A 24,195-nucleotide genomic window follows, 5' to 3' on the forward strand; every position below is an offset into this window, starting at 1 on the left:
CTCCTCAACATGAAGTCTTGAATCAGAACTCGGCCCCTTTGGGAACCCCTTTTTGTCAACACGCCCTAAGCGGTCTGCTTGAAAGATGTTGACGACGCAGAAACCAGAGATGCGATTGCTTGTTCTAAGGCTTTCTTCGCTTCTGGCGTAAGTTCTACGTAGCGCATTCGGTTGTCGCTTTCGTGAGGTATCCGCATCAGCGCACCGTAATTCTCAAGAAGTTCGATATACCTTAGGGTCGTCGTGGGTGCGATGCCATCCAACAGCCCGAGCATAGAAACCGTCAATCGCGTCCCTGTTTTTTCGGCTTCAAACAGCTCGAGCAAAATCGAAACTTCTGGTCTTAAAGAGCAGGGCAGCTCCAATGTGCTGGCGATTGCTCCAGCGAATTGTTTGAAACAGCGAAGGTCGTTGACGATTGTATCGTTTCGAAAGCAAGCATTGCCGGGGTGAGTTTGCCTGAAATATCGCATTAAGTCGCTCCTAACGATCTGTTCGAGGTTCTACTTAACGGAATCCACTTATGTCATGTCCCGTGACTGCGGGACTAGTGACATTACCTAGTCAAGCATGGTCGGTCTGACTTTTGAGAAGGAGCCCACGCGGGCAAGCGTGATGCTCGTTTGTTAACCCTTGGCCTGGAGGCGCGCAACTTGACTGAGACAAAAAGTAGTGGGGATGATCATTGCTCAAGCGATAAGGAGGCAAGCGAGAGCGAAGGGCCAATCGCGCTGAGTCGGCGCCTTCTCAGGGTCGCCCGGTCAAGAGGTGTTATTTCCCTTGTTTATCATTATTCGCACAGGTTCTCGGCATTCCGCTCCAATCTTCCTTACCTTCATTTCGAAACAGGCAAAGTAACAGCACGCCAAGATGTACCGCCCGAGCATGCAGAGGTTCTTACTCGGTGTCACGACTTCATACTCGATCAGGGCAAACCCATCGTCCTTTCAGAATTCTTGCCCGCCTTCGCAGCAGCAGAGCCCGAGTTGACCGAGCAGATTATCACTGAAGCCAACAAAATGGGCGTCTATGACCAGTACATGGTTCCCGTCTTTGGGCCTCACGATGTAAATGGAGTGATCGCTTTCGGCTTTGGCGACCAAATCTCTCCGGAAGACAAACGTACGAAGCAAGAACTTGAGGCTGTAGCCACAGCTCATCATAACAGTCTCGTCCGCTACTTTGGCAAACGCACCGACGATGTCGACTTATCGGCTCGCGAAAACGAAGTTCTGACCTGGATCGCTAGGGGTAAATCCAAGGGCGAGATATCCACCATTTTAGGCATCAGCCCCGGTTCAGTGGACACCTACACAAGGCGCATATTCGAAAAGATGGGGGTTCATGACAGAGTTTCTGCTGCGGTAGCGGGTGTAACAATGGGTCTTGTAAAACCAGACTGAGCGACGCAAGCGCTTAGCTTCAGGTTTCTAGATACGCGGCCCAAGGATGGCACCAAGTTAGCTAAAGCTGGTCACCCGCGTCCGTAGTAAGCCATGACGAAATCCGACCTATGTGCTCCGGACTCAATGAAACTGAGCCGAAATAGACTGATGGCTCAGTGCTTTCAGCTCGTTAAACGTAAACAGTCCACTCCCACCTCAGAAGCGGACATTGATGGCACTGCACAGCAGCTCCAATAACAGCCGCAAGTATGGTTATAGCTGATGTCGCCTTATGAAGCCGAACTGAAGCAAAGCACTTTCGCCTAGAAACAAAAACCAGACAACGTGAACGCACTTTGGGTTCTCTGTGGTTTGGGATAGGGCATAGATTGAACCTAGGGGCTAAGCCTTGGCAAATACCCATATCCCGAAAATCAATCCTCAATTCGTAATGATGGGGGTCACAGGTTCGAATCCTGTAAGCGGCACCAGAGCTTCTTCCTAAATCGTCCCGGAACCGTTGATTTTCAGCGGTTTTTTGGGGTATAACTTTTCGATGCTCCCGCTTTGTCCCGCGCCATGCCCCCACGTCTATCACCATTTGGAGGCATGAAAGGGGGCATAACGCCAGCCAGAAAGGTCATGCCCCCAAATGCCGATCTTAGCTCAGGAAATCCGTAGGTTACGCCCGAAAAGCGTGTCATTTCGGAAAACCGACTCAAAAGGCCTCTATCTGGAGGTGTTTCCGAACGGTTCGAAGCTCTGGCGATACAAGTTTCGCATAGCCGGGAGGGAAAAGCGGATGGCACTGGGAGCTTGGCCAGACATCTCCCTCGCCGATGCGCGCAAGCGCAGGGATGTCGCGCGGCTGAAAGTTCTCGACGGAATCGATCCCACTCTAGAGCGAAAACGGAAGAAGCGTCTGGCGCGCAAGAACGCCGGGAACAGGTTCAAGAGCGTCGCCGAAGACTTCATCAAAGTGCGCATCAGCGGGAAGGCAGAATCAACCATCCGCAAAGCGCGCTGGTATGTCTCGCTACTTGAGCCCGACTTTGGGCGGCGCCCGATCAATGACTCCGAGCCGGTCGAGGTGCGCGAAGCCTTCAAGAAAATTGAACGCAGAGGACACCGCGAAAGCGCCAATCGGACCCGAGCCTTGGCAAGCAGGGTGTTCCGACACGGGATCGCCTGTTCGCTTTGCAAGAGCGACCCTGCAGCCCACTTGGGCGATGCCTTGGCCACCCCGATCGTGACCCATCGTGCGGCCATCCTTGACCCCGACGAGTTTGGTCAGTTGCTGCGCGACATCGACGAGTTCACCGGTACCCCTCTGGTGTGGATTGCCATGCAGATATTACCTCACATCATGACCCGACCTGGCGAAATGCGGATGGGGCAGTGGTCCGAGATCGATTGGGGCCAAAGGATCTGGAACATCCCCGCCGAACGGACGAAGTTGAGGCGGCTTCATGCTGTGCCTTTGTCGGATCAAGTGGTGCTATTGCTACGTGAGCTGCACTGCCACACCAGCGGCTTCGAGAAGATGTTCCCCGCCCAGCAGTCGCACCTGAAGTACATGAGTGATAACTCGATCAATCAGGCCTGCGCCGGATGGGCTACGGTCCCGACGTGGTGACCGCGCACGGCTTCCGATCGACCGTCTCAACGTTCTTGAACGAGAGCGGTAAGTGGCACCCCGACGCGATTGAGCGAGCACTCGCGCACGGCGACAGCAATGCGATCCGAGGCATCTACAATCGCGGCAACTACTGGGAAGAGCGAGTGCAGATGGCGCAGTGGTGGAGTGACTATTTGGATGAGCTAAAGGCGGGAAGTGAAGTGCTGCGATTCCAAGCTAGGTGAGAGCGTGGCTACATCACTGACCGTTCGCTTGGGCTGCCCCAACGCTCGCAAGGGCATAATCGTTTGATCTTCACACTAGAATCTCACCGAAACAGGTTTCTCCAACCGACTTTCTAAGATAGACAACTTACCAAATTTCAACGCGAAAGCTCCGGGGGCAGTTGCAAAGTTGGTCATGAAATCAGGGATTCGCGATAATCGTAGTCGAGGTACGGCGGCTAGCTTTCTTCAAGAGAAGGCCAATGTTGGGAGCGAGCTTTCGGTAGTCTCTGCCTATTTCGCGAGCTTTGCCTATGCTCGACTATCCGATACGTTGAATAAGATTGGTGGCCTTCGTTTTTTGTTCGGCGAACCGCGCTTCATTGACAGCGTCGAAGGCGAAAATCTCTGTCCGCCCGCATTTTCGCTTGATGAGGATGGTCTGGCATTGACTGATGGACTGCGCCAGTCTGGTGCAGCCATCCAATGTGCAAATTGGATCAGACAGAAGGCAGAAATTCGTTCGATCAAACGCGCCGGGCTCATGCATGGTAAGCTGTACCACGTGCACGATGGCAAGCGCGATCATGCACTAGTTGGAAGCTCAAATTTCACGATCAAAGGTTTGGGTCTCACTGACGAGCCAAATATCGAATTGAACCTCGTTGTTGATTCTGACCGTGACCGTGATGATCTATTGCACCTCATCGTTGCGGCGATGACTATATAGAATCAGAGCCAGACTCCTGATGCATGCGCATTCTTGAGAAAAAATCTCTCTGGCGTCTTTCAGATAGCGAAAGTCTCGCTCCGGTGCTTTTGAGGAAATGGGTCCCTGCCTTACGGAGCCTCATTCCTTGCAGGTGCTTGAGACATTCCCTGCTCAGCCTTCAAAAATTCCCTGCTCGGCTCGGCAGGGAAACTCGCGGCTGACACTGGTCCGGCGACAACTGCGTCGCGCACCAGCACTTTCCCGGATTTTAGACTCATGGCGGCCAGCGTTCGATTGCGCACCGCCGCTTCTGATCCGCTACGCGATAACGCCGCGCAGCAGGGCCTAGAAGCAGCGGGGCCTAGAAGCAGCGGGGCTTAGAAGCAGCAGGGCTTAGAAATTATACTTGGTCGAAAACTGTACGCGCTGAAGGTTGCCGTTGCGGCCATCTTCGAGTGTGCGCTCTGCATACATCAGTTCAATACCGATATCGAGCGGTGGAACCGGCGACCAGATGGCATTGGCAAAGGCGTTCCAGCTTTCATCTGTGACTTGATCTGTGGTCAAAAGAACAGGGTTATCCGCCTTGAAATACGAGGCCCCTATGCTTGAGCGCACCTTGTCGCTCCAAACGCGGCGATACGCGCCAAAGCCTGAATAGGTGAAGATCGGATCGAGGTTTCCGGTTCCATCGATCGCTGCATCATTGACGATATTCAGCCCGATGTAACGACCAAGACCATCGCCGGCGGTCGCCATGAACCTAAAGTCGTCTTTTTCGCCAACTTTGAGTTTGCCCGAAAGGCTGAGGCCATAGGCAATTGCAGAATCATCGACACCCATCAAATCGTCAGTAGAGACGTGCAGCTGACGCAGGATTCCAGCAGCGCTAAAGTTACCCCAGTCGCCTGACCAATTGTAACGGCCCACCACATCAGGCAATTGGTCATCACCAGCGAGGACGCGGGCACCCGTGGGTGATGTGATAGCGGTCTCAGGCTGCTCAACTGCGATCTGCAATCCGCCGTTGGTGTACCGGATAAGAGGCTGGCGGTCGAAGACGGTTCCGGGGGTCACGCCGATAAAATCAAGGCTGTCGGGCAGCGCGCCAACGTTCTGGAACGTCGACCAAGTTTGGCCAAAGGTCCAGTTGTCATACGAAATCACCGCTTGGCGAATGCGCGGCACGAAGCTGTTCGAAATCCGTTCATTGCCGCCTTCGGTCACGTTGAAATCCAACTCGATCAGACCAGTCAGCTTGTGTTCGGCGCCAACATCGGTTTCGGTCTTGAACAAGAACCGCGTTTGGCGAGCGCTGAAATCAGTGTCGAAGCCAGAAGCCTCTCCGCCCACAGGAATAGCGACCGGGATCAGAAAATCGCGCAGGATCGAATTGTTTGGTAGCTGTCCGCCGCTGGTGCGTTGGCTGATCGCATCCAGCTTGACGTAACCGTCATAGGTGATGCGCGTTTTACCCACACTAAAGCCATCGCCTGAACCAGCGGGCGAGGATGCAACTTGCTCGGACAGCGTTTGATGATTGGATTGGAGGCGCTGAGTCGCTGCGAGAAGTTGTTCGCTCTGCTCGCGCATGGCGTCTTGCTCAGCGCGCATTGCGGCCTGCGTCTGCTCCGCCTCGCCCTGCTGCGCATCCAGCCGTTCGATCAGGCCCGTTACCAAGGCTTCTAATCGGTCGAGGCGTTCGTCAACGGATTGTTCCTGCGCAAATGCAGGGCTTGCCGTCAGGCAAGTCGCGCTCAGAAGAAGCAGCCGCAAGGGCGCTCGCAATGCCGTGGTTTTCATAAGAGTCTCTCCCCTCAATGGCGTTGATGGGAAGATGTGCCGCTTGAGGCTTGCCAGGGATAGCTAGCGGAAAGTCGTAAGACCTTTGTCTGAGAGGCTTTGCGGCACGCCGCGCTCTATGCTGGCTTCACATCACAAGAGGAGACTCGCCATGATTGAAGCCGTTGTTCGCCCGCACCCCGTCCACGAAACGCACTGTGTCGAAGAGCAATACACCGCCATGTACGAACGCTCGATCACCGATCCCACCGGCTTCTGGCTGGAGCAGGCAGAGCGGCTCGATTGGGCGGTAAAACCCGCAAAGGGCGGAGAGTGGTCTTTTGATAAAGTCGATATTCAATGGTTTGCCGATGGCTCGTTAAACCTGTGCCATAATGCGGTGGACCGCCATTTGGACAAGCGCGGGACACAAACGGCGATCATTTTTGAACCCGACGATCCCGAAACCCCATCGCGCACGCTGACTTATAACGAGCTTCACCGTGAGGTTGTGGCCATGGCCAATGCACTGAAGCGCATGGGCGTTGTCAGAGGCGACCGGGTCACGATCTATATGCCGATGATTGTCGAAGGGCTGACCGCGATGCTGGCCTGCGCACGCATTGGCGCTGTGCACTCTGTGGTCTTTGGCGGGTTTTCGCCCGAGGCGCTCGCCGGGCGGATTGAGGATTGCAAAAGCCGCTTTGTCGTGACCGCCGATCAGGGGTTTCGCGGATCGAAAAAGGTGCCGCTTAAAGCCAATGTCGATGCCGCCTTGCAGATTGATGGCGCGGATGTCGATGCGGTTCTGGTGGTCAAGCACACCGGTGCAGACATCGAAATGCAAGAGGGGCGCGACCATTGGTTTGACGATTTGAGATCGGACGCAGAGTGCCGATGCGAAGTGATTGGGGCAGAAGACCCATTGTTCATCCTTTACACCTCTGGCTCCACCGGCAAACCCAAGGGCGTGCTCCACACAACCGGCGGATACGGAGTTTGGGCGGCGACAACGTTTCACTACATCTTCGACTATAAACAAGGCGAAGTGTTCTGGTGCACGGCCGATATCGGCTGGGTCACGGGGCATTCCTACATCGTTTACGGCCCGCTTTTGAACGGGGCGACACAGGTCATCTTTGAAGGCGTGCCCAACTACCCCGACCATGGCCGTTTCTGGGATGTAGTGGACAAACACAAGGTCAATATCCTCTACACCGCGCCCACCGCGATCCGCGCCTTGATGCGTGAGGGTGATGAGTTTGTGACCGGCCGCGACCGGTCTTCGCTGCGATTGCTGGGCAGTGTAGGTGAACCGATCAATCCCGAAGCATGGCGGTGGTATTTCGATGTCGTGGGCGAGGGGCGCTGCCCGATTATCGACACCTGGTGGCAGACGGAAACGGGCGGCTGCATGATTACAACGCTGCCTGGCGCGCATGATATGAAGCCGGGCTCTGCCGGGCTCCCCATGTTCGGCGTTCGCCCGCAACTGGTCGATAATGAGGGCGCGATCCTTGAAGGGGCAACCGATGGCAATTTGTGCATCACCCATTCATGGCCGGGCCAGGCGCGCAGCGTTTATGGCGACCACGAACGCTTTGAGCAGACCTATTTCAGCACCTATGCTGGCAAATATTTCACTGGCGATGGATGCCGGCGCGATGAGGATGGATATTACTGGATCACAGGCCGCGTTGATGATGTGATCAACGTCTCTGGCCACCGGATGGGCACCGCCGAGGTGGAAAGCGTATTGGTGCTCCACCCCCTCGTCGCCGAAGCCGCCGTGGTTGGCTATCCGCATGATATCAAAGGACAAGGAGCTTCGTGGCCATGTGCGCAAGGAAATCGGCCCGATTGCAACGCCCGATCATATCCAGTTCACCGACGGCCTTCCCAAGACCCGTTCGGGCAAGATCATGCGCCGGATTTTGCGCAAGGTGGCAGAGAACGATTACGGCTCGCTTGGCGATACATCGACGCTTGCTGACCCGAGTTTGGTTGAACGCTTGATCGAAGGGCGGCAAAACCGCTAGTTTCACCCTAAGCCTCAGGCTGGCGTTAGGACTTTGACTTGGTGCTGGGAGACGGGTTTTATGAAGATAGTCATTGCCGATGATCATCCGCTGTTTCGTACAGCGCTCGTCCATGCCGTGTCCAAGGTCTGGCCAGAGGCGCAGGTTGTCGATGCCGATAGCGCTGGAAAAGCGCGCGAGGCCTTGGAAGAGGGGGCGGTAGAGGCGCTTTTGCTGGACCTGCATATGGAAGATTCCAGCGGGCTGTCGGCTTTGATGGACCTTCGGCAAGACTACCCGGCGCTCCCCATTTCCATCGTCTCTGCAAGCGAAGAGGGGCGGGTGATCGCAGCAGCGAGGCAATTGGGTGCGGCCGCCTTCATCCCCAAATCATCAAGCCTTGATGTCATGCGCGAGGCGCTTGGTGCGGTGCGCGAGGGGGATGGTTGGTTTCCCGAAGCGAATGCCGGTGATGACCAGGACCTGGCGATGCTTGCCAGCCTTACCCCTGCGCAGCGGCGCATTTTGAGCGCGATCAACAAAGGGCTCCTCAACAAACAGATCGCCTACGAACTCGATATCAGCGAGGCGACGGTCAAGGCGCATATCACCGCGATTTTCCGCAAGCTTGGCGTGAACAACCGAACGCAGGCCGTCTTGCTCGCTGCGAAACTGGACGTGGATCAACCCGTGGCAGATTGCGCCGCGATTTGAGATTTCATCTCGTTATCGGCGATGCATTTTGAAATAAGCGCACGCAAAGCGGCAGGTGATGAAGGCTTAAGCAGCCGCGTTGCCCCCATCGTTTGAGCGGCAATGTCGGTTTCCTCAGAGGCTTCGGCGGTTAGCAAGATGGCTGGCGGGCGTGTCTGCCAGTATTCGCACAAGGCAAGATACACCCCGTCGCCGCGCTCATCACCATTGAGGCGGTAATCCATCACCACTACATCTGGCGCCGTCGGACAAAGGATTTCGCCCTCTGCCTGTGATGCAGCGCAGGTGACGCCAAGCCCCCATTTTTCAAGCAAAGCCGAAGTCGCGGTGAGGACTGCCGGATCATTGTCAATCACCAGCACATTGGCAGGGGCGAGCCCGTGGCTTTCCACAGGGGTGGCCACAGCGGCGCAAGGAGTGCGCCACGCGATGGGCGTCATGTGCAGGGAAAAGCGGCTTCCTACGCCAAGCTGCGAAGTGGTCTCCACATGGATATCAAGCAGCCGCGCGGTGCGCCTGACAATCGCCAGCCCCAGTCCCAACCCTTCGCGATCGCTTGAGGAACCGCGGTTGAATTCATCAAAAATCGCCGCCCTGTCCTCAGGGGCAATCCCGCGCCCTGTGTCATGGACGCAGACCTGTATCCCGCCGCTCCCTTTTGCGCCCCCTTTTGCGCCCCCTTTTTTGCCCACGCGCCGCACGCCAAGCAGAATGCGCCCCTTTTGGGTGTAGCGGATGGCATTACTGACAAGGTTGCGAACGATGCTGGTGAACAAGGCGCGGTCCGTTTCTACGAACGCGCTGGTGCGCACGCGCCTGAAGTCGAGCGATTTTGCTTTGGCCTGAACCGAAAATTCACCGATGATTTCATCAAACACATGGTCGATGGCCACGCTTTCAAGCCTTGGTTGAACGCCGCCGCTGTCAAGTTTGGAAATGTCCAGCAGCGCGCGGATCAATCGGTCGGCAGAAATGATGGAACCATCAAGGTCTTGCACAAGCTGTTCGAGCTTTTGCCTGCCTGCGACTTCTTCGCCCAAGGCAGAGGCAAACAGGCGCGCCGCATTCAGCGGCTGGATGAGGTCATGGCTTGCCGCTGCAAGGAAGCGTGTCTTTGACCTTGTAGCCTGTTCAAGCGCCTTGTTGGCTTCGCTAAGCTGCTGGGTGCGCTCGCTGACCATTTCTTCAAGCGCTTGTTCAGCGCGGCGGTCGGCGGTGATATCGGTGTAGGATGTGACATACCCACCGCCCGGTGCAGGAGAGCCCACGATCCGCATGGTCCGGCCATCGAATTGTTCGCTTTCGATCCGGTGCTCCTTGCCTGCGCGCATATGGGCAAGGCGGCGTTCGACCTGAGCTTCGACTTCGTCTTGGCCAAGCGCGGTGCGGGCCAGATTAAAGCGGATGAGGCGCGCAATCGGCGTGCCAACGCTGACCAATTCACCGGGCAGATCAAACAGCTCTTGATAGCGCATGTTCCACGCAACCAGGCGCATTTCTGCATCGACCAGAGCGATCCCCTGGTCGATGTTTTCAATCGCGATCTGCAACAATTCACCGCTGAAAGAGAGGCGCTTGTTCGTCTCACCAAACATCGCAACCACTTCGGGCAAAGCAATTGTGTCGCCGCCTGACCACGAATGGATCAGCATACGCGCAGACGAGCTGCCGATGACGCCGGAAATGGTTCGCTCTGCCATTTCGATCATGGCCTGGTCGGCAAGGTGATTGTCCAGATGCTCTCCCGGCATCGCCAATATGGCGTCATTGGCCCGGCGTTGTCCGACAAATTGGGCAAGAAGCAAGCGGATGTCCGCAACGGTTTTGTTGGTGGCAAGACGCGGTTTTGACCCCGGACTTGGTGTACCTGCGAACGCGGCTGCTTGCGAGGCGTCAATAAGGCTGGGCGGATAAAGAAAGGAGGCCATCCAATAGGTGAGCGTGTTCGCGCCAAGGCTCAACAGAACGCCGGAAACCAGCGGATCGGCATGGATGGCAAACGGGGCAGGCGTTGCAAGCGCAAGCGGCATGATGAGCAGCACGAGCCACAGCACAAATCCGATCATCAGACCTGCGATCATGCCCACCTTGTTTCCCGCTTCGCTTATCATGCCAAGAACAAGGCCCGGCGCGAACTGTGCAGCGGCCGCAAAGGCAAGAGTGCCAAGACCAGCCAGCGTTTCAAGCGTCCCAAAGCCCAGATAAAAAAGATACACAAACAGCAAAAGGCCACCGATTACCAACCGGCGCGTCATCAACACGCGTTCAGCAATGCGTGTCCGGTCGCCTTGTCCGGTGAGCTCGCTCTTAAACAAAACGGGGGCGATCAGATCATTGGTTATCATCGTCGAAAGCGCGACGCTGGCGACGACGATCATGCCAGCGGACGCAGAAAACCCCCCGATAAACACCAACAAGGCCAGCGCATCCATGCCTTGTGAAAGTGGCAGCGCCAGCACGATCATATCGGGGTTCGTTGCCTTTGGCAGAACGCTCAAACCGGCAAGGACGATGGGTATGATGACAAGGGCAATCGCCAGCAGGTATAGCGGGAATGCCCAGTGCATCGGCCCATCGGGCCTCTCGCTGCTGGCCTCGATGAAGGTCATATGAAACTGGCGCGGCAGGCACAGCGCCGCGCACCCTGCGATTAAAGTGAGCGTCCAGAAACGCGCATCAATCTGGCTCCATGCAAAGACCTGGCCCGCCTCGAGAGCCGTATCGCCAGCACCTGAAAGCAGCACAACGGCAAGCGCTGCGACTGCGAACAGGGCTACAAGTTTGACCGCCGATTCCACCGCAATGGTGAGAACCATCCCTGTGTTTTGCCCCGGATGATCAGCACGCCGCGCGCCGAACAGGATGGCAAACAATGCCATCAAGCCGGTAATGAGCAGCACCAGTTCATTGGTCGCAACCTCGCCCGCCAGACCAGGGCTAAGCACAAGCATAGAGGTTCCGACCGATCGCAGTTGCAGCGCCATATAGGGCAGGGACCCGGCGGTCGCGATGATCGCCACCAGTGCCGCGACACCGGCGCTTTTGCCATAGCGCGCCGACAGGAAGTCAGCGATTGAGGTGGAATGCTGTGCTTTGGACTGGGCCAGGATTTTGCGAACCAGCCCAAATCCAAGGGTGAAAACCAAAATGGGGCCAAGATAGATCGGTAAAAAATCGAGCCCCGCGCTCGCCGCTGTTCCAACGCCGCCAAAGAATGTCCAACTGGTGCAATAAACACCAAGGCTGAGGCCAAAAATAATACCGGAGCGCCGTTTGAGCCAAGCCGCTACTTGACCCCCGCTTGGGCCAACACCGCTCCCATTAACGCTTACGCGGTCCTGCCAGTGGGCAAGCCAGAACAAAAACCCAAGATATGCTGTCGCAGCCGCTATGGCTGCCCCAAACATCATGATCCCAATCCTCTCCCGGTGAAATGCTACGCTGTTTTATTCAGAGTGCAAGGTTGGCCAATTGTTGGCAGCGGTTGGATCAGCACACGAAAAGGGCGGCGCTCTTTTCGAACGCCGCCCTTTTTGGTTTGGGCCGGAACCCTGATGGCCCGCTCTATCAGTGAGCGTGCGCGTCGCCTGCACCGCGCGGTACGCGGATGGAATCGACCAGCTTGCGAATGTGCGCTGGGGTCGATTTGGTCATGCTGGCAACCGCAATCGCAATCCCGAAGTTGATCAGCATACCGATCACTCCGATGCCTTCGGGTGAAATCCCAAACAGCCAGTTTTCTGCCGAGTTCAGATCCGGCGCAACAAACTTGAAATACAAGATGTAGCCGAAAGTGAACACCAGCCCTGAGATCATGCCCGAGATCGCGCCTTCCTTGTTCATCCCCTTGAAGAAGATGCCCATGAAGATCGCCGGGAACAGGCTTGATGCGGCAAGGCCAAAGGCAAAGGCCACAACCTGCGCCACCCATCCCGGAGGATAGATACCCAGATACCCTGCCACAAGGATTGCGCAAGTCGCCGCGATGCGCGCTGCAAACAGCTCTCCCTTGCCCGATATATTGGGCGCAAAAGTGCTTTTTAACAGATCGTGGCTGACCGAGCTGGAAATCACCAGCAAGAGCCCTGCTGCGGTGGAAAGCGCGGCCGCAAGCCCGCCTGCTGCCATCAAGGCAACCACCCAACCGGGAAGGTTTGCAATCTCAGGATTGGCAAGAACCAGCGTGTCGCGGTCGACATAGACCTCATTCTCGCTGTCTGCGTTTGGCGTATTGGCCACAAGCCTTTCACCAGAAGGTCCCGTTTCGCCGGTAAATTCGGGCTTGCCTTCAAAGGCGGCACCGGGGCGATATTGCATCACGCCGTCACCGTTCTTGTCCTGGAAGGCGTAAAGCCCTGCGTTTTCCCAGCTGGTGAAGAACGGTTCCACTTCCGAATAGGCGACATCGTCGACCTTGTTTAAAAGGTTGTACATCCCAAACGCGCCAACAGCCGGGGCCGTGGTGTAAAGAAGCGCGATGAAGAACAGCGCCCAGCCTGCTGATTTGCGCGCATCCGATGCCTTTGGTACGGTGAAGAAGCGCACAATCACGTGAGGCAGGCCAGCGGTGCCAACCATCAAAGCCATCGTGATGCAGAACATATCGATCATGCTCTTGGACCCGGCGGTGTATTGGTTGAACCCAAGCTCAACCAGCACATTATCGAGCTTTTGCAAGACCGACACGCCCGATCCATCGTTCAGTTCAGACCCCAGCCCCATTTGCGGAAGCGGGTTATCGGTGAGCATGAAGCTGATGAAGAAGGCAGGCACCATATAGGCACAGATCAGAACGCAATATTGCGCGACTTGCGTATAGGTGATGCCCTTCATCCCGCCCATCACGGCGTAGATAAAGACGATGCCCATGCCGATGATGACGCCCATGGTGATGTCGACTTGAAGGAATTGCGAGAACACAATCCCAACGCCGCGCATCTGCCCTGCGATATAGGTGAAGCTTATGAAGATAAGGCAGACCACCGCGACCACCCGGGCCGTTTTGGAATAATACCGCGTGCCGATGAAATCGGGCACAGTGAACTGGCCAAATTTGCGCAAATATGGCGCCAGCAACAAGGCAAGCATCACAAAACCGCCGGTCCACCCCATCAGGTAAACGCTCGCGTCATAGCCCATGAAGGCGATCAGGCCTGCCATTGAAAGAAAGCTTGCCGCGCTCATCCAGTCAGCAGCTGTGGCCATACCGTTGACAACCGGGTTAACCCCGCCGCCTGCGACATAAAATTCCTTGGTCGAGCCAGCCCGCGTCCAGATCGCGATGCCGATGTAGAGGGCAAAACTTGCTGCGACAAAGATATAGATCAGAGTTTGCGTTTCCATTTGTCCACCCTCCCTTAGTCGTCGAGATCATATTTGCGCTCAATCGCCTTCATACGAACCACGTAGAAGACGATAAGCGCGATGAAGATGTAGATTGAGCCTTGCTGGGCAAACCAGAAACCGAGCGGATAACCGCCAAGATTAAACTGATCGAGGAAGTCCCGGAAAAGGATCCCTGCGCCAAACGAACACGCGAACCAGATCGCCATAAGGCTGCACAAAAGGCGGACGTTTTCGCGCCAATATGCCCCTTCGCTTTCGCTTGTTTGGGAAACCTCTTCGTCCGCGTCAGTGGGCGCTGTGTCCTGCGTCATCCCTGTCATGCTTGTCTCGTCCATGTCTCTCCCCTTTTCAAAAGGTGTGGCCCGATCAAGAGAATCCCCGAGCCTTCCCCAGGAGGCTAGGTGGGTGAGCGGTGATGAGGGAGAGAGACTTTAGTCGTAGGTGTGCAAAACATGCGCGCGGGCAGTTTAGCATTCAAGCTGCGACAAGGTGGTGTCTCGCGGCATCCGGCTAAGCTGTGCCTGAAACAATTCGGCCGCCGCGATTGCATCGGTCAACGCGTCATGCGCCGCATAGGGCGGCAAGCCATAGCGCGCCCGGCAAGGGCCAAGGCGATAGGCATCTGCCCCCACCAAATTGGGATTGAGCCGCCTTTCAAGGGTGAGCGTACAAATCGCCCGGATGGGAAGGTCCGCGCCATAAAGCGTCTTTACCGCCCGCCTCAATGCGTCTCGCTCCATCATTGCAGCGTGGGCGACCAATACCCTGCCCGACAGCGCTGCGATCAATTGGTCGATGACATATCCAAGCTCGCGCCCTGCCGCTGCCCTTTGTTCACCAATCCCGTGAATGACGACGGCCTCGGACTTCAGCCTTGCATCGCTTTTGATGTCAAAGCCGCAAGCGGTTGAAAGGGCAATGCTGCGCGCGTCACATTCCAGCCAACCGGCCTGAAGCAAATGCGCATCCTTGGTGAGGCCATCAAGCTCAAAATCAAGCGCCAGCATCGGTGCGTCAATTGCGGGCATATTGCGCGCAGGCCAATCGCTCGCGGCAAAGGATCGCAATGCCTCATGCGGCGATTTTTGAAGCGCGCCAAGCGCCCGTTCAAACCGCCACTTCTTGATCATCTCAAGCAATCCCACCTGCAAAATTCCGGCGCAGGCCATCCAATCCGTCACGGATCACGCGAAACGCATCCTTGAGGTAATCGCGTTCGAGCGAGGACAGGTCCGCAGGGGTGATTTTGTTATCCGGCTGGATGCCGCGTGCCACCTGTCGCGCCTGATGTGCGATGCGCATTTCATTCACAAGGATCAGCGCATCTTCAAGGCTTTGCGCGTCGTCTGCGTTGATCTTGCCCGCTTGCACAAGCGCTTTCAAACGGTCAATTGTACCCACCTGGGTGAGCCCAGCGGCAAGCGCCTGTGTCCGGGCAGTATCAACGATTGGCATGATCGCCTGCCCCTTGGCGTCAAAGACTTTCTGACCGTCTTCTGATTTTTCGAGGACCAGAGTGCGGAAAATTCCCAGAGGCACCTTTGATCGTTGTGCATCACGGGCAAGGTAGCTGATGAAAAGCGGGTTTTGGCTTGCAAGGTGCGCGGTTTCGTCATGCAGGTGTGCCGACAATTGCGCATCGCCGTGAACGCATCGCATGTCGAAAAAGATCGTCGCGCGCAAAATCGCGTCCTCCGTAGGCCGCGAAATCCAATTGGCATAACGTTCTTGCCACCCTGACACGGTCAAGCGTTGCTGTGGGTTTTTTGCCATGATCCCGCCTTTGCAATGGACAAAGCCGCATTCGTGCAAGAGATCGCAAATCTCAGTTCCGAGCGCCTCAAAATAGGCAAGGTCCGCTGTTGCCGCGCCATCCGAAATGACAAAACCATTGTCCTGATCAGAGCCCACCAGTTGCTCATCACGTGCAAGCGAGCCGAATACGACAAAGGCGTAAGGGCACGGCGGTGGCCCCAACCGGCCCTCTGCCAATTGCGCAGCGCGCCGATGGACCGCTTCGCCAAGGGCAGAGGTGAAGCGCATCGCTTGGCCTGCGTGAACACCGCCCTTTACCATCGCAACAAAGCTTTCAGGGATGCGCCGAGCTGCTTCGACAAGCTCGCCATTATCGCGTGCTTTGGCGATTGCCATGCCGGTATCAATCGCATTGTTGCCAATGGCGGAGAGAATATCGGTCGCGCTCAAAATGCCGGCAAGCGATCCGCTTTCATCGCATAAAGGCACGTGCCTGAACCCTCCGCGCGCCATAAGCGCCATCGCCTCGGATGCGCTTGCGTGGATCGAAAGGGTTGCAGGGGCTGGCGTCATCACGGTGCTGACCGGGTCATCCACAGACCGCCGCGCTCCGACCACGCGAACGCGGATGTCCTTGTCGGTGAAAATGCCAGCGAGTGTGCGGCCCTCAGCTATCGCAAGAGTGCTCACATTCTCATCGCACATGAGTTTGACAGCTTCTGCAATGGTCGCTCCAGGCTCGCACGTGACAGGCGTCGCCCGCCCGATAAGCTTGCCCACTTCGTGCCGGTCAAGGTTGTAATCAGCATCCGCCCGCTTTTGCGCAATTGCATGGGCAAGGCGGCGGGTTTCATCCTTCGCAAAGAAGGCTTTGAACCCGGCATTCGTCGCGCGCAGAGCATGGAATTGCTCTGCCGGAATTGCATAAAGGAGCGTGTCTTCCAAAGCGCAGGTTGTGTTGTGAACTTCCCCTCCACGAAGCAGGGAAGGGTAGGCGAAGGCGCTGCCCGCCTCAAGCCGCGCGCTCAGCTCTTGACCGGCAAGGCGAAGCTCAACCGCGCCTGATCGCACGAGGAAAAGATGCGCGTTGTGGTCGCCCGCTGAAATGATCGCTTCACCCGCACGCACGTAGCGGATTTCGACACGGCGCGAGAGGGCAGCGCGTTCGTCATCGCCAAGCGATTGAAACGCAGTGGTGCCTTTCAAAAACTGCGCGACTTCGGCGATTTCGGTGCTCATGGTTCAGGGCTCATGGCGCGAGAGAGTAACTCAGTCTCCACCCCCGCGCCATGCCACGATAGTCGTATGGGTCCTGACCCTAATACTGTGTGACCCTAGAAGTTGTATTCAGCCGTCACGTAAAAGCGCCGGGGATCACCATAAAACCCGGTGAGCGTCCCTTCGAGGCCCAATGTCGGCGCAAACGGAACACCGTTCGTGCCGCCTGCCACAAAGTTGTATCCGGCAACGATATATTCCTTGTCGAAGATGTTTTTCGCGTGCGCGCCGATGGAAAACCGTCCGCTGTCCTCGGTGTAAACGATGCTGGCATCGACAAGGGTAAAGCCGTCCTGGTCAAGGAAGGGGTTGGGCGTTTCAAACTGGCTCGCATCCGATCGCAGCGATGCAAGGCCGATGAAATCCAGCATCCCTGCTGCCACTGGCAGGCCAAGGTTAAAGCCCATGTGGGCGGTGAAGTCTGGCGTGTTCTGGAACACCCGTTGATCCGCGACATCATTGCCGAAGGCGTCGATGAAGGTGTCAAACCCGGCATCCAGATACCCAAGCGACCAGTTGATTGAAAACCGGCTGCCTTCGCCTGCGAAGTCTTTACCAACAAGCGCTCTGCCTTCAAATTCAAAGCCGTTCACATCCGCGCTTGCTGCGTTGGATGTGATGCCGATGAAGCTGTCGTTGACGCCGTCGCCATTGCTGTCAAGGCCGACCGATCCCGGAATCTGAACATCGTCATATTGGCCAAGGAAGGCCGCCAAAGAGATGTTCACGCGGTTATCGAGCAGCGATGCTTTCCAGCCGATTTCGTAGCTGTCGACCGTTTCAGGGGCAAAGCGCAGGAATTCGAACTGATCATCAAAATCGATGTCGCCGTCGCCATCAAGGTCGGGTGCAGCCGTGGTTTGCCCGCGCGGGTCAAAGCCGCCGCCTTTAAAGCCTTGTGAATAGGTGAAATAGAAGTTGTGATCGGCATTGGGCTGATAGCTGAGGGAGACTCGCGGATTGAAATCCTCAAACGTCTCGCTTCCTTCAAAATCGCTGGTCACCGCAATCGGGATCGCCGCACTGTTAGGCACGAACAGGTTTGAAAAACCGCCGATGAATGTGGTGCGCAAGACCCGGCTGGAGCGTTTGTCATTGGTGTAACGACCGCCCACCGATACGCTCAACGTGTCAGTCAGTTCATAAGTGAAATCGCCAAACACGCTGTAAGTTTCGGTGTCTACATCGCCCAGCGTTTGGGCATTCAGGCCGGGCAGATTGATCAACGCGCCGGTGTTGAACAATGCCACGTCAAAAGCAGTGAAGGCATTGGCGTTGAGGTAATAGACCCCGAACACACCCGACAATCGCTCACCTTCATACAGCAGTTGCAACTCTTGGCTGAATTGATCGTTTTCATAGATCGCAGGGACATCGAGGTCGGCTGCTGGAAGGCTGTCAAAATCAATCGGTGTGGTTGATTTGTCTTCGCGGTAACCGGTGATGGATTTAAGCGTGATCGTATCGGAAAGCTCAATCGCGATGTTGAGCGCGCCGCCATAAGCTTCGACTTCCTGATCCACCACGTTTAGCCCTGCACGTGTGTCAAATACGTCGTCGAGCACCGGTGCGCCGCTGAAAAGGCCCGGGATAAGCCGCGTGCCCTGGCGCGCTTCGCTGTTGTCTTTGACATAGTCGCCTTAAAGCCGGACGAATACGGGGCCATTGTCGAATTCAACCGTGCCGCGCGCAGCCCACACGTCCTTGTTATAATTCTCCGTGCCAAGGTTGAGGTTGTCACCAAATCCGCCGCGCGAAAGGCGCGCGCCGCTGGCCCCGATTTTAAGGTTGTCGGTAATTGGGGTAGAGCCTGTGATGATAAGGTCCGCCTGATCAAAATTGCCCAAAGTCCCGCGCACCGAAAGCGCGGGGTCATCGGGCAGTTTCGCCGTCACATATTTGATCGCGCCGCCAATTGTGTTGCGGCCATACAGCGTGCCTTGCGGCCCGCGCAAAACCTCAATCCGGTCCACATCATAAACATCAAGAACAGCGGCCTGAGGTCGGTTGAGATAAACGTCATCGACATAGACGCCAACGCCCGCTTCAAAGCCAGCGACCGGGTCTTGTTGCCCGACCCCGCGAATAAAAGCGGTAAGAGTGGTGTTTGTGCCACGGCTCACCTCAAGGGTGATATTGGGCACAGTTTGCGCGACCTGTGTGATCTCAAGAACGCCTTGTTGTTCCAGATCATCGCCGGAGATGGCTGTGATCGAAAGCGGCACATCTTGCAGCCGTTCTTCGCGCCGCCTTGCGGTGACGATAATGCCATTGCCTTGGGTCACATCGCTTGCCTCTTCGTTCAAAGGCGCGGTGTCCTGCGCCATTGCGGGCGCGGCGATTCCAGCGATTGCGGCGGAGCTTGAAAGCAGCAGTGCTCTGGTGAAAGTGGACTTTATCGTCATGGGTTCTCTCCGATCCATTTTTATTTGGGATATACCTTATTGAAAGGTGAATCAACTTTCAAGTTATGCTTGTTTGTCTGCCTATCTCAGCCTAGGCTTAAGTGCGAAAGGGTAGCTCATGGATGCGCCGAAGGTTAGTTCGACAAAGGTCGCAAATGCAGAAGCAGGCGACACCAAAACACCGCGTACAGAGCGCGGGCGCCGCACTTTGCGCAAGCTGCTGGATGTGGCAGCGATTGAGTTTGGCGAGAAAGGGTTTCACGAAGCATCGGTTAGCTCGATCACCCGGCGCGCTGGCGTGGCGCTGGGCACGTTTTACACCTATTTTGACACAAAGGACGCGCTATTCAGGGCTCTTGTCAACGACATGAGCGACAACGTGAAATCAAGCGCCCGATCCGCCCTTGATGACGATATGAATGCGCTGGAAACTGAGCGCGCAGCACTGCACGCCTTCCTCGAATTTGCCCGCGACCACAAAGAGATATACCGCATCATCGACGAGGCCGAATTCGTCGATCCGGCGAGCTACCGCGCCCATTACGAAGGGATCGCTCAGCGCATTGAAATGCGCTTGAAATCAGGCGCCGAGGCCGGAGAGTTTCGTCAGGATCTGGGAGAGGTTGAGGCCTGGGCCTTGATGGGCATGAACGTTTTTATCGGCCTTCGATACGCGGTATGGGGCGATGCGAAGAGCGACCTTGAAGATGTCGCTGCCCGTGCAAACAGGCTGCTGTCTGAAGGCATCGCGACCTAGGCTCAGGACCTATTGATCCCACCTTCGAGGTTTGAAGCAAAATGGCCTTGTGCAAGGAGTAAAGGTGCAGGAATACCGGCGGTGCGCACTTTCGCCCGATATGTTCGTCATTCCGGCGCCTCGAAGGCGGGTTTAATAGGTCCTGAGCCTAAGGCGAGGGGCAAACCCGCCGCGCGCCGTTGCATTCTCACCATCGGTGTTGCAGTACCCTTCGCATCGCAGGCGATCACGTCTTTGGTAGGGGAGCAGCCATCATGCCCGGTCATCCATCATTCAAACGCGCTGCGCGTGGGCGGTAAGCTTTTGAGACGTCTTTTTGCAAAGCCTGCCGCATGACCCTTCGCCTGCACGACGTTTCAAAAACCGTCGATGGAAAGCCGCATATCCATCCGGTCAATCTGGAGCTTGAGAAGGGGACAATGAATGTCCTTCTTGGGCCAACATCGGCGGGTAAGACCAGCTTGATGCGGCTTATGGCGGGGCTTGATACACCCGATACAGGCGCGATTTTGTGGGAAGGGCGCGATGTGACAGGCGCGCGCGTTCAAACCCGTGATGTCGCCATGGTGTATCAGCAATTCGTCAATTACCCCGCGATGAGCGTTTATGACAACATTGCATCGCCGCTGAAAATCCAAGGGAAATCGCGCGGCGAAATCGATGCCAAGGTCCGCGAAATGGCGCAGCTGTTAAAGCTCACCGACCTGCTCGACCGGCGCCCTGCAGAGATTTCCGGCGGTCAGCAGCAACGCTGTGCGATTGCGCGGGCTCTGGCAAAGGACGTCGGGCTTGTCTTGATGGACGAGCCACTCGCCAATCTCGACTATAAACTGCGCGAAGAACTGCGCGTGGAAATTCCGCGCCTGTTTGCAGCCTCCGGCGCGATCTTTGTCTATGCCACGACAGAGCCTGAAGAAGCGCTTCTGCTGGGCGGAAATACGGCGACTTTGTGGGAAGGGCGGGTCACGCAATTTGGTCCTTCAATGCAGGTTTACCGTGAGCCGGTGGATGAGATTACAGCGCGGGTGTATTCCGATCCGCCGATGAATTTTGTGACGGTGCGTAAGGACGGCGCAAAGGTGCATTTTCCCGGTGGCCAGTTGGCGCGAGTTGACGCTGGCCCTGCTGATCTGGCTGATCTGGCTGATGGCGAATACCGCGCTGGCTTTCGCGCGCATGACATCGCTTTGGGAGAGGGCGTGGCGGGTGATCTCACCTTTGCCGCCAAGGTCAATTCGACCGAGCTTACCGGGTCAGAAACATTCCTCCATCTCGATGTTCAGGGGGACCGCTGGACCGCTTTGGTGCGCGGGCCGCAGGTCTTGGCGCCGGGTTCTGATTTGCACATCAGCCTTGATCCGGCCCGCATTTTCTACTTCGACACAAACGGCAAACTCGCGCGCGCACCGCAGCGTGAGGCTGCCGGGGCAGGGGTTTAAAATTGGCCTCGATCACGCTTCAAAACCTGGCACACAGCTATGCCCCAAACCCGCAAGGCGAGGCCGATTTTGCGCTCAAAGAGGTGAACCTTAAATGGGGCGATGGGGAGGCCTATGCCCTGCTTGGACCCAGTGGTTGCGGCAAGACTACGCTGCTCAACATCATGTCGGGCCTGCTCACCCCGACGCGCGGGCGCGTGCTGTTTGATGAGCGTGATGTGACAGCGGCACCAACGGCAGAGCGCAACATCGCGCAGGTTTTCCAGTTTCCCGTTGTTTATGACACGATGAGCGTGCGTGAAAACCTGGCCTTTCCCTTGCGCAATCGCGGGGTGGATGCGGGCATAATCGCCGCGCGCGTCGATCGTATCGCAGACATGATTGGCCTGACCCCGCTGCTCGGCAAGAAAGCGCAAGGGCTTGGCGCGGACTTAAAGCAGAAAATCTCGCTCGGGCGCGGAATGGTACGCGATGATGTGAACGCGATCCTGTTTGATGAACCTCTCACCGTGATCGATCCCCATCTGAAGTGGGAATTGAGGACGCAATTGAAGGCGCTCCACCGCGAATTTGGCCACACCATGGTCTATGTGACCCACGACCAGACCGAAGCATTGACCTTCGCTGATAAAGTGGTCGTGATGAACGAGGGCCGCGTGCTTCAGATCGGCACTCCGCAAGAGCTGTTTGAGACGCCTGCTCACCGCTTTGTAGGGTATTTCATCGGCTCGCCGGGGATGAATTTTCTGCCCGCCACGATTGATGGCGCATTTGCGAGCATAGGGGGCGAGAGGGTCGATCTTGGGAAAAGTTATGGCAGCTTGGAAGGCGCTGTTGAAATCGGCATTCGGCCTGAATTTGTGAAGCTGACAAGCAGCAATGGGCTTCCGCTCGAGATCAACCGCATCCAGGATGCAGGGCGTCAGAAGTTCGTGAATGGCAACGTCTTTGGCGCTGAGGTCAACATCGTAATGGACGCAAGTGAAGCGATTGATGCGGGCATGACAAGGCTCGCGATAGAGCCCGCAAAGATCAGCGTTTTTCAAGACGGCTGGCGGGTAGAGCCAAAGGGAGCCGAGTGATGGAAAAGACCACCAATCAACGCGCATGGTTCCTGGTCCTGCCGGTGCTCATCCTGGTCGCTTTCTCGTCGATTATCCCGATGATGACGGTCGTGAATTACTCGTTTCAGGACAGTTTTGGCGGGAATGAATTCTTCTGGGTGGGCCTTGAATGGTACCGCGAACTCTTGCGTTCAGAGCGCTTGTGGGATGCGCTTGGCCGGCAATTGATGTTTTCTTCGATCATCCTTTTGATAGAGATCCCGCTGGGCATTCTGGTCGCGCTTGCCATGCCCAAAAAAGGCTGGCTTGCCTCGCTTTGTCTGGTGCTGATCGCATTGCCGCTGCTTATTCCGTACAATGTGGTTGGCATGATCTGGCAAGTGTTCGCCCGCTCAGACATTGGACTTTTGGGGCGCGTGGTCACCGATTTGGGCTTCTCCTACAACTATACGCAGGACGCTGTGGATGCGTGGGTCACGGTTGTGGCGATGGATGTGTGGCACTGGACTTCGCTTGTCTCACTGCTGTGTTACGCAGGCGTGCGCTCCATCCCCTCTGCCTATTATCAAGCCGCCGAGATCGACCAGGCGAGCCGGTGGAGCGTGTTTCGTTTCATCGAACTCCCCAAAATGCGCGGTGTTCTGATCATCGCGGTGCTGCTGCGATTTATGGACAGTTTCATGATCTATACCGAACCATTCGTGCTCACCGGAGGAGGGCCGGGCAATGCGACGACGTTCCTCTCGATCGACCTTGTGAAGATGGCCTTGGGCCAGTTTGATCTGGGGCCAGCGGCAGCGTTTTCGCTGATGTATTTCCTTGTGATCTTGCTCGTATCCTACGTCTTTTACACGGTGATGATCGCGAGCGATAAAGCGGAGGCGGGCCAGTGACAAAACGCCCCCTGCCATCGCTCATCATGCTCGCTTACCTATTGTTCCTGCTGCTGCCGATCTATTGGCTGGTCATCATGAGCTTCAAGCCCAATTCGGAGATTTTGGGCGCGTTTACGCTGTGGCCGCAGGACTTTACGCTGGGCAATTACCGCACGATCCTGACCGATCCGTCCTGGTATATGGGCTTTGTGAACAGCTTCATTTACGTCGCGATGAACACGGTGATCTCGCTATGTGTGGCGCTGCCCGCTGCCTACGCGTTCAGCCGCTATCGCTTTATGGGTGACAACCATCTGTTCTTCTGGCTGCTGACCAATCGCATGGCACCGCCAGCGGTTTTCGCCCTCCCGTTTTTCCAGCTCTATTCATCCGTCAATCTGTTCGACACACATATCGCGGTGGCGCTTGCCCATTGCCTGTTCAACGTGCCGCTGGCGGTGTGGATTTTGGAAGGATTTATGCGGGGCGTCCCGCGCGAGATTGACGAAACCGCTTTCATCGACGGTTACAGCTTCCCGCGCTTCTTCACCCGCATTTTCATTCCCATGATCGGCCCCGGCATCGGCGTGGCGGCGTTCTTCTGTTTTATGTTCAGTTGGGTTGAACTGCTCTTGAGCCGGACCCTCACCAGTGTCGATGCAAAGCCTATCACCGCGATTATGACGCGCACCGTGTCGGCCTCTGGCCTTGATTGGGGCGTGCTCGCCGCTGCGGGAGTGCTGACGATCATTCCGGGCGCAATCGTGATCTATTTCGTCCGGGGCTATATCGCCAAGGGCTTTGCCCTGGGGCGCGTATAATG

General features: G+C 56.4%; 16 protein-coding genes and 2 pseudogenes. 10 read left to right on the forward strand and 8 right to left on the reverse strand.

The window, feature by feature from the left end; all coding sequences use genetic code 11:
• Positions 1–65: 65 nt before the first annotated feature.
• A complete protein-coding gene (locus EH31_RS07345; RefSeq protein WP_034959517.1) occupies positions 66–473 on the reverse strand; it encodes a helix-turn-helix domain-containing protein in 408 nt (135 codons plus the stop codon).
• A gap of 180 nt (positions 474–653) precedes the next feature.
• Between EH31_RS07345 and EH31_RS18065 the strand changes: the two genes are divergently transcribed.
• The 3 genes from EH31_RS18065 (at position 654) to EH31_RS07360 (ending at position 3,957) form a co-directional block, all read left to right on the forward strand.
• The gene (locus EH31_RS18065) at positions 654–1,403 is read left to right on the forward strand and encodes a helix-turn-helix transcriptional regulator (protein ID WP_277813509.1); all 750 of its coding nucleotides are present in this window, start codon (positions 654–656) and stop codon (positions 1,401–1,403) included.
• Positions 1,404–2,037: 634 nt separating this feature from the next.
• Positions 2,038–3,021, forward strand: a complete 984-nt coding sequence (locus EH31_RS07355) for a tyrosine-type recombinase/integrase (RefSeq protein WP_241765859.1) — start codon at positions 2,038–2,040, stop codon at positions 3,019–3,021.
• 402 nt (positions 3,022–3,423) lie between these two features.
• Positions 3,424–3,957 carry a phospholipase D-like domain-containing protein gene (locus tag EH31_RS07360; RefSeq protein ID WP_034959518.1) on the forward strand — a complete coding sequence of 178 codons (534 nt, stop codon included), beginning with the start codon at positions 3,424–3,426 and terminating at the stop codon, positions 3,955–3,957.
• Positions 3,958–4,332: 375 nt separating this feature from the next.
• Here the strand turns inward: EH31_RS07360 and EH31_RS07365 are convergent, their stop codons facing one another.
• On the reverse strand, positions 4,333–5,742 hold the full coding sequence (locus tag EH31_RS07365; RefSeq protein WP_034959519.1) for a DcaP family trimeric outer membrane transporter: 1,410 nt from the start codon (positions 5,740–5,742) through the stop codon (positions 4,333–4,335).
• Between the two features lie 151 nt (positions 5,743–5,893).
• Here EH31_RS07365 and acs point away from each other — a divergent pair.
• Positions 5,894–7,760 (forward strand): annotated as a pseudogene (acs, locus tag EH31_RS07370) (acetate--CoA ligase).
• 60 nt (positions 7,761–7,820) lie between these two features.
• A complete protein-coding gene (locus EH31_RS07375; RefSeq protein ID WP_034959520.1) occupies positions 7,821–8,453 on the forward strand; it encodes a response regulator transcription factor in 633 nt (210 codons plus the stop codon).
• On the opposite strand, the gene EH31_RS07380 is transcribed toward EH31_RS07375, so the two are convergent.
• The 6 genes and pseudogenes from EH31_RS07380 to EH31_RS07405 form a co-directional block, all read right to left on the reverse strand.
• The gene (locus tag EH31_RS07380; protein WP_034959522.1) at positions 8,423–11,863 is read right to left on the reverse strand and encodes a PAS-domain containing protein; all 3,441 of its coding nucleotides are present in this window, start codon (positions 11,861–11,863) and stop codon (positions 8,423–8,425) included. The genes EH31_RS07375 and EH31_RS07380 overlap by 31 nt on opposite strands.
• Before the next feature lie 157 nt (positions 11,864–12,020).
• On the reverse strand, positions 12,021–13,796 hold the full coding sequence (locus EH31_RS07385) for a sodium:solute symporter family protein (RefSeq protein ID WP_034959523.1): 1,776 nt from the start codon (positions 13,794–13,796) through the stop codon (positions 12,021–12,023).
• A 14-nt stretch (positions 13,797–13,810) separates the two neighbouring features.
• Entirely contained in the window at positions 13,811–14,134 is a 324-nt protein-coding gene (locus EH31_RS07390; RefSeq protein ID WP_199797006.1) for a DUF4212 domain-containing protein, read from the reverse strand.
• A 132-nt stretch (positions 14,135–14,266) separates the two neighbouring features.
• Positions 14,267–14,929 carry an exonuclease domain-containing protein gene (locus EH31_RS07395; RefSeq protein ID WP_051699053.1) on the reverse strand — a complete coding sequence of 221 codons (663 nt, stop codon included), beginning with the start codon at positions 14,927–14,929 and terminating at the stop codon, positions 14,267–14,269.
• Between the two features lies 1 nt (position 14,930).
• Complete coding sequence (locus tag EH31_RS07400; RefSeq protein WP_034959524.1) at positions 14,931–16,793, reverse strand: DUF294 nucleotidyltransferase-like domain-containing protein; 1,863 nt, start codon at positions 16,791–16,793, stop codon at positions 14,931–14,933.
• Positions 16,794–16,888: 95 nt separating this feature from the next.
• Positions 16,889–19,237: pseudogene (locus EH31_RS07405) on the reverse strand (TonB-dependent receptor).
• A gap of 118 nt (positions 19,238–19,355) precedes the next feature.
• Here EH31_RS07405 and EH31_RS07410 point away from each other — a divergent pair.
• From EH31_RS07410 to EH31_RS07430, 5 genes are all read left to right on the forward strand, one after another.
• Entirely contained in the window at positions 19,356–19,994 is a 639-nt protein-coding gene (locus tag EH31_RS07410; protein ID WP_034959525.1) for a TetR/AcrR family transcriptional regulator, read from the forward strand.
• A gap of 332 nt (positions 19,995–20,326) precedes the next feature.
• Positions 20,327–21,433, forward strand: coding sequence for an ABC transporter ATP-binding protein (locus tag EH31_RS07415; protein ID WP_034959527.1), 1,107 nt, complete (start codon positions 20,327–20,329; stop codon positions 21,431–21,433).
• Positions 21,434–21,435: 2 nt separating this feature from the next.
• Positions 21,436–22,515, forward strand: a complete 1,080-nt coding sequence (locus EH31_RS07420) for an ABC transporter ATP-binding protein (protein ID WP_034959528.1) — start codon at positions 21,436–21,438, stop codon at positions 22,513–22,515.
• On the forward strand, positions 22,515–23,390 hold the full coding sequence (locus EH31_RS07425; RefSeq protein ID WP_034959529.1) for a carbohydrate ABC transporter permease: 876 nt from the start codon (positions 22,515–22,517) through the stop codon (positions 23,388–23,390). The genes EH31_RS07420 and EH31_RS07425 overlap by 1 nt, the downstream gene beginning before the upstream one ends.
• Positions 23,387–24,193 carry a carbohydrate ABC transporter permease gene (locus EH31_RS07430; RefSeq protein ID WP_051699054.1) on the forward strand — a complete coding sequence of 269 codons (807 nt, stop codon included), beginning with the start codon at positions 23,387–23,389 and terminating at the stop codon, positions 24,191–24,193. Before EH31_RS07425 ends, EH31_RS07430 begins: the two co-directional genes overlap by 4 nt.
• Positions 24,194–24,195: the final 2 nt, after the last annotated feature.

This window comes from Erythrobacter longus (assembly GCF_000715015.1).
In the GTDB taxonomy this organism is placed as follows: Bacteria; Pseudomonadota; Alphaproteobacteria; order Sphingomonadales; family Sphingomonadaceae; genus Erythrobacter; species Erythrobacter longus.

Bases quoted from the DNA above. Each gene is read 5' to 3' on its own strand.
- EH31_RS07355 (WP_241765859.1), top strand. From the start codon at position 2,038: ATGCCGATCTTAGCTCAGGAAATCCGTAGGTTACGCCCGAAAAGCGTG.
- EH31_RS07390 (WP_199797006.1), bottom strand. From the start codon at position 14,134: ATGGACGAGACAAGCATGACAGGGATGACGCAGGACACAGCGCCCACT.
- EH31_RS07375 (WP_034959520.1), top strand. From the start codon at position 7,821: ATGAAGATAGTCATTGCCGATGATCATCCGCTGTTTCGTACAGCGCTC.
- EH31_RS07365 (WP_034959519.1), bottom strand. From the start codon at position 5,742: ATGAAAACCACGGCATTGCGAGCGCCCTTGCGGCTGCTTCTTCTGAGC.
- EH31_RS07385 (WP_034959523.1), bottom strand. From the start codon at position 13,796: ATGGAAACGCAAACTCTGATCTATATCTTTGTCGCAGCAAGTTTTGCC.
- EH31_RS07360 (WP_034959518.1), top strand. From the start codon at position 3,424: ATGAAATCAGGGATTCGCGATAATCGTAGTCGAGGTACGGCGGCTAGC.
- EH31_RS07380 (WP_034959522.1), bottom strand. From the start codon at position 11,863: ATGATGTTTGGGGCAGCCATAGCGGCTGCGACAGCATATCTTGGGTTT.
- EH31_RS07410 (WP_034959525.1), top strand. From the start codon at position 19,356: ATGGATGCGCCGAAGGTTAGTTCGACAAAGGTCGCAAATGCAGAAGCA.
- EH31_RS07425 (WP_034959529.1), top strand. From the start codon at position 22,515: ATGGAAAAGACCACCAATCAACGCGCATGGTTCCTGGTCCTGCCGGTG.
- EH31_RS07415 (WP_034959527.1), top strand. From the start codon at position 20,327: ATGACCCTTCGCCTGCACGACGTTTCAAAAACCGTCGATGGAAAGCCG.
- EH31_RS07400 (WP_034959524.1), bottom strand. From the start codon at position 16,793: ATGAGCACCGAAATCGCCGAAGTCGCGCAGTTTTTGAAAGGCACCACT.
- EH31_RS07395 (WP_051699053.1), bottom strand. From the start codon at position 14,929: ATGATCAAGAAGTGGCGGTTTGAACGGGCGCTTGGCGCGCTTCAAAAA.
- EH31_RS07345 (WP_034959517.1), bottom strand. From the start codon at position 473: ATGCGATATTTCAGGCAAACTCACCCCGGCAATGCTTGCTTTCGAAAC.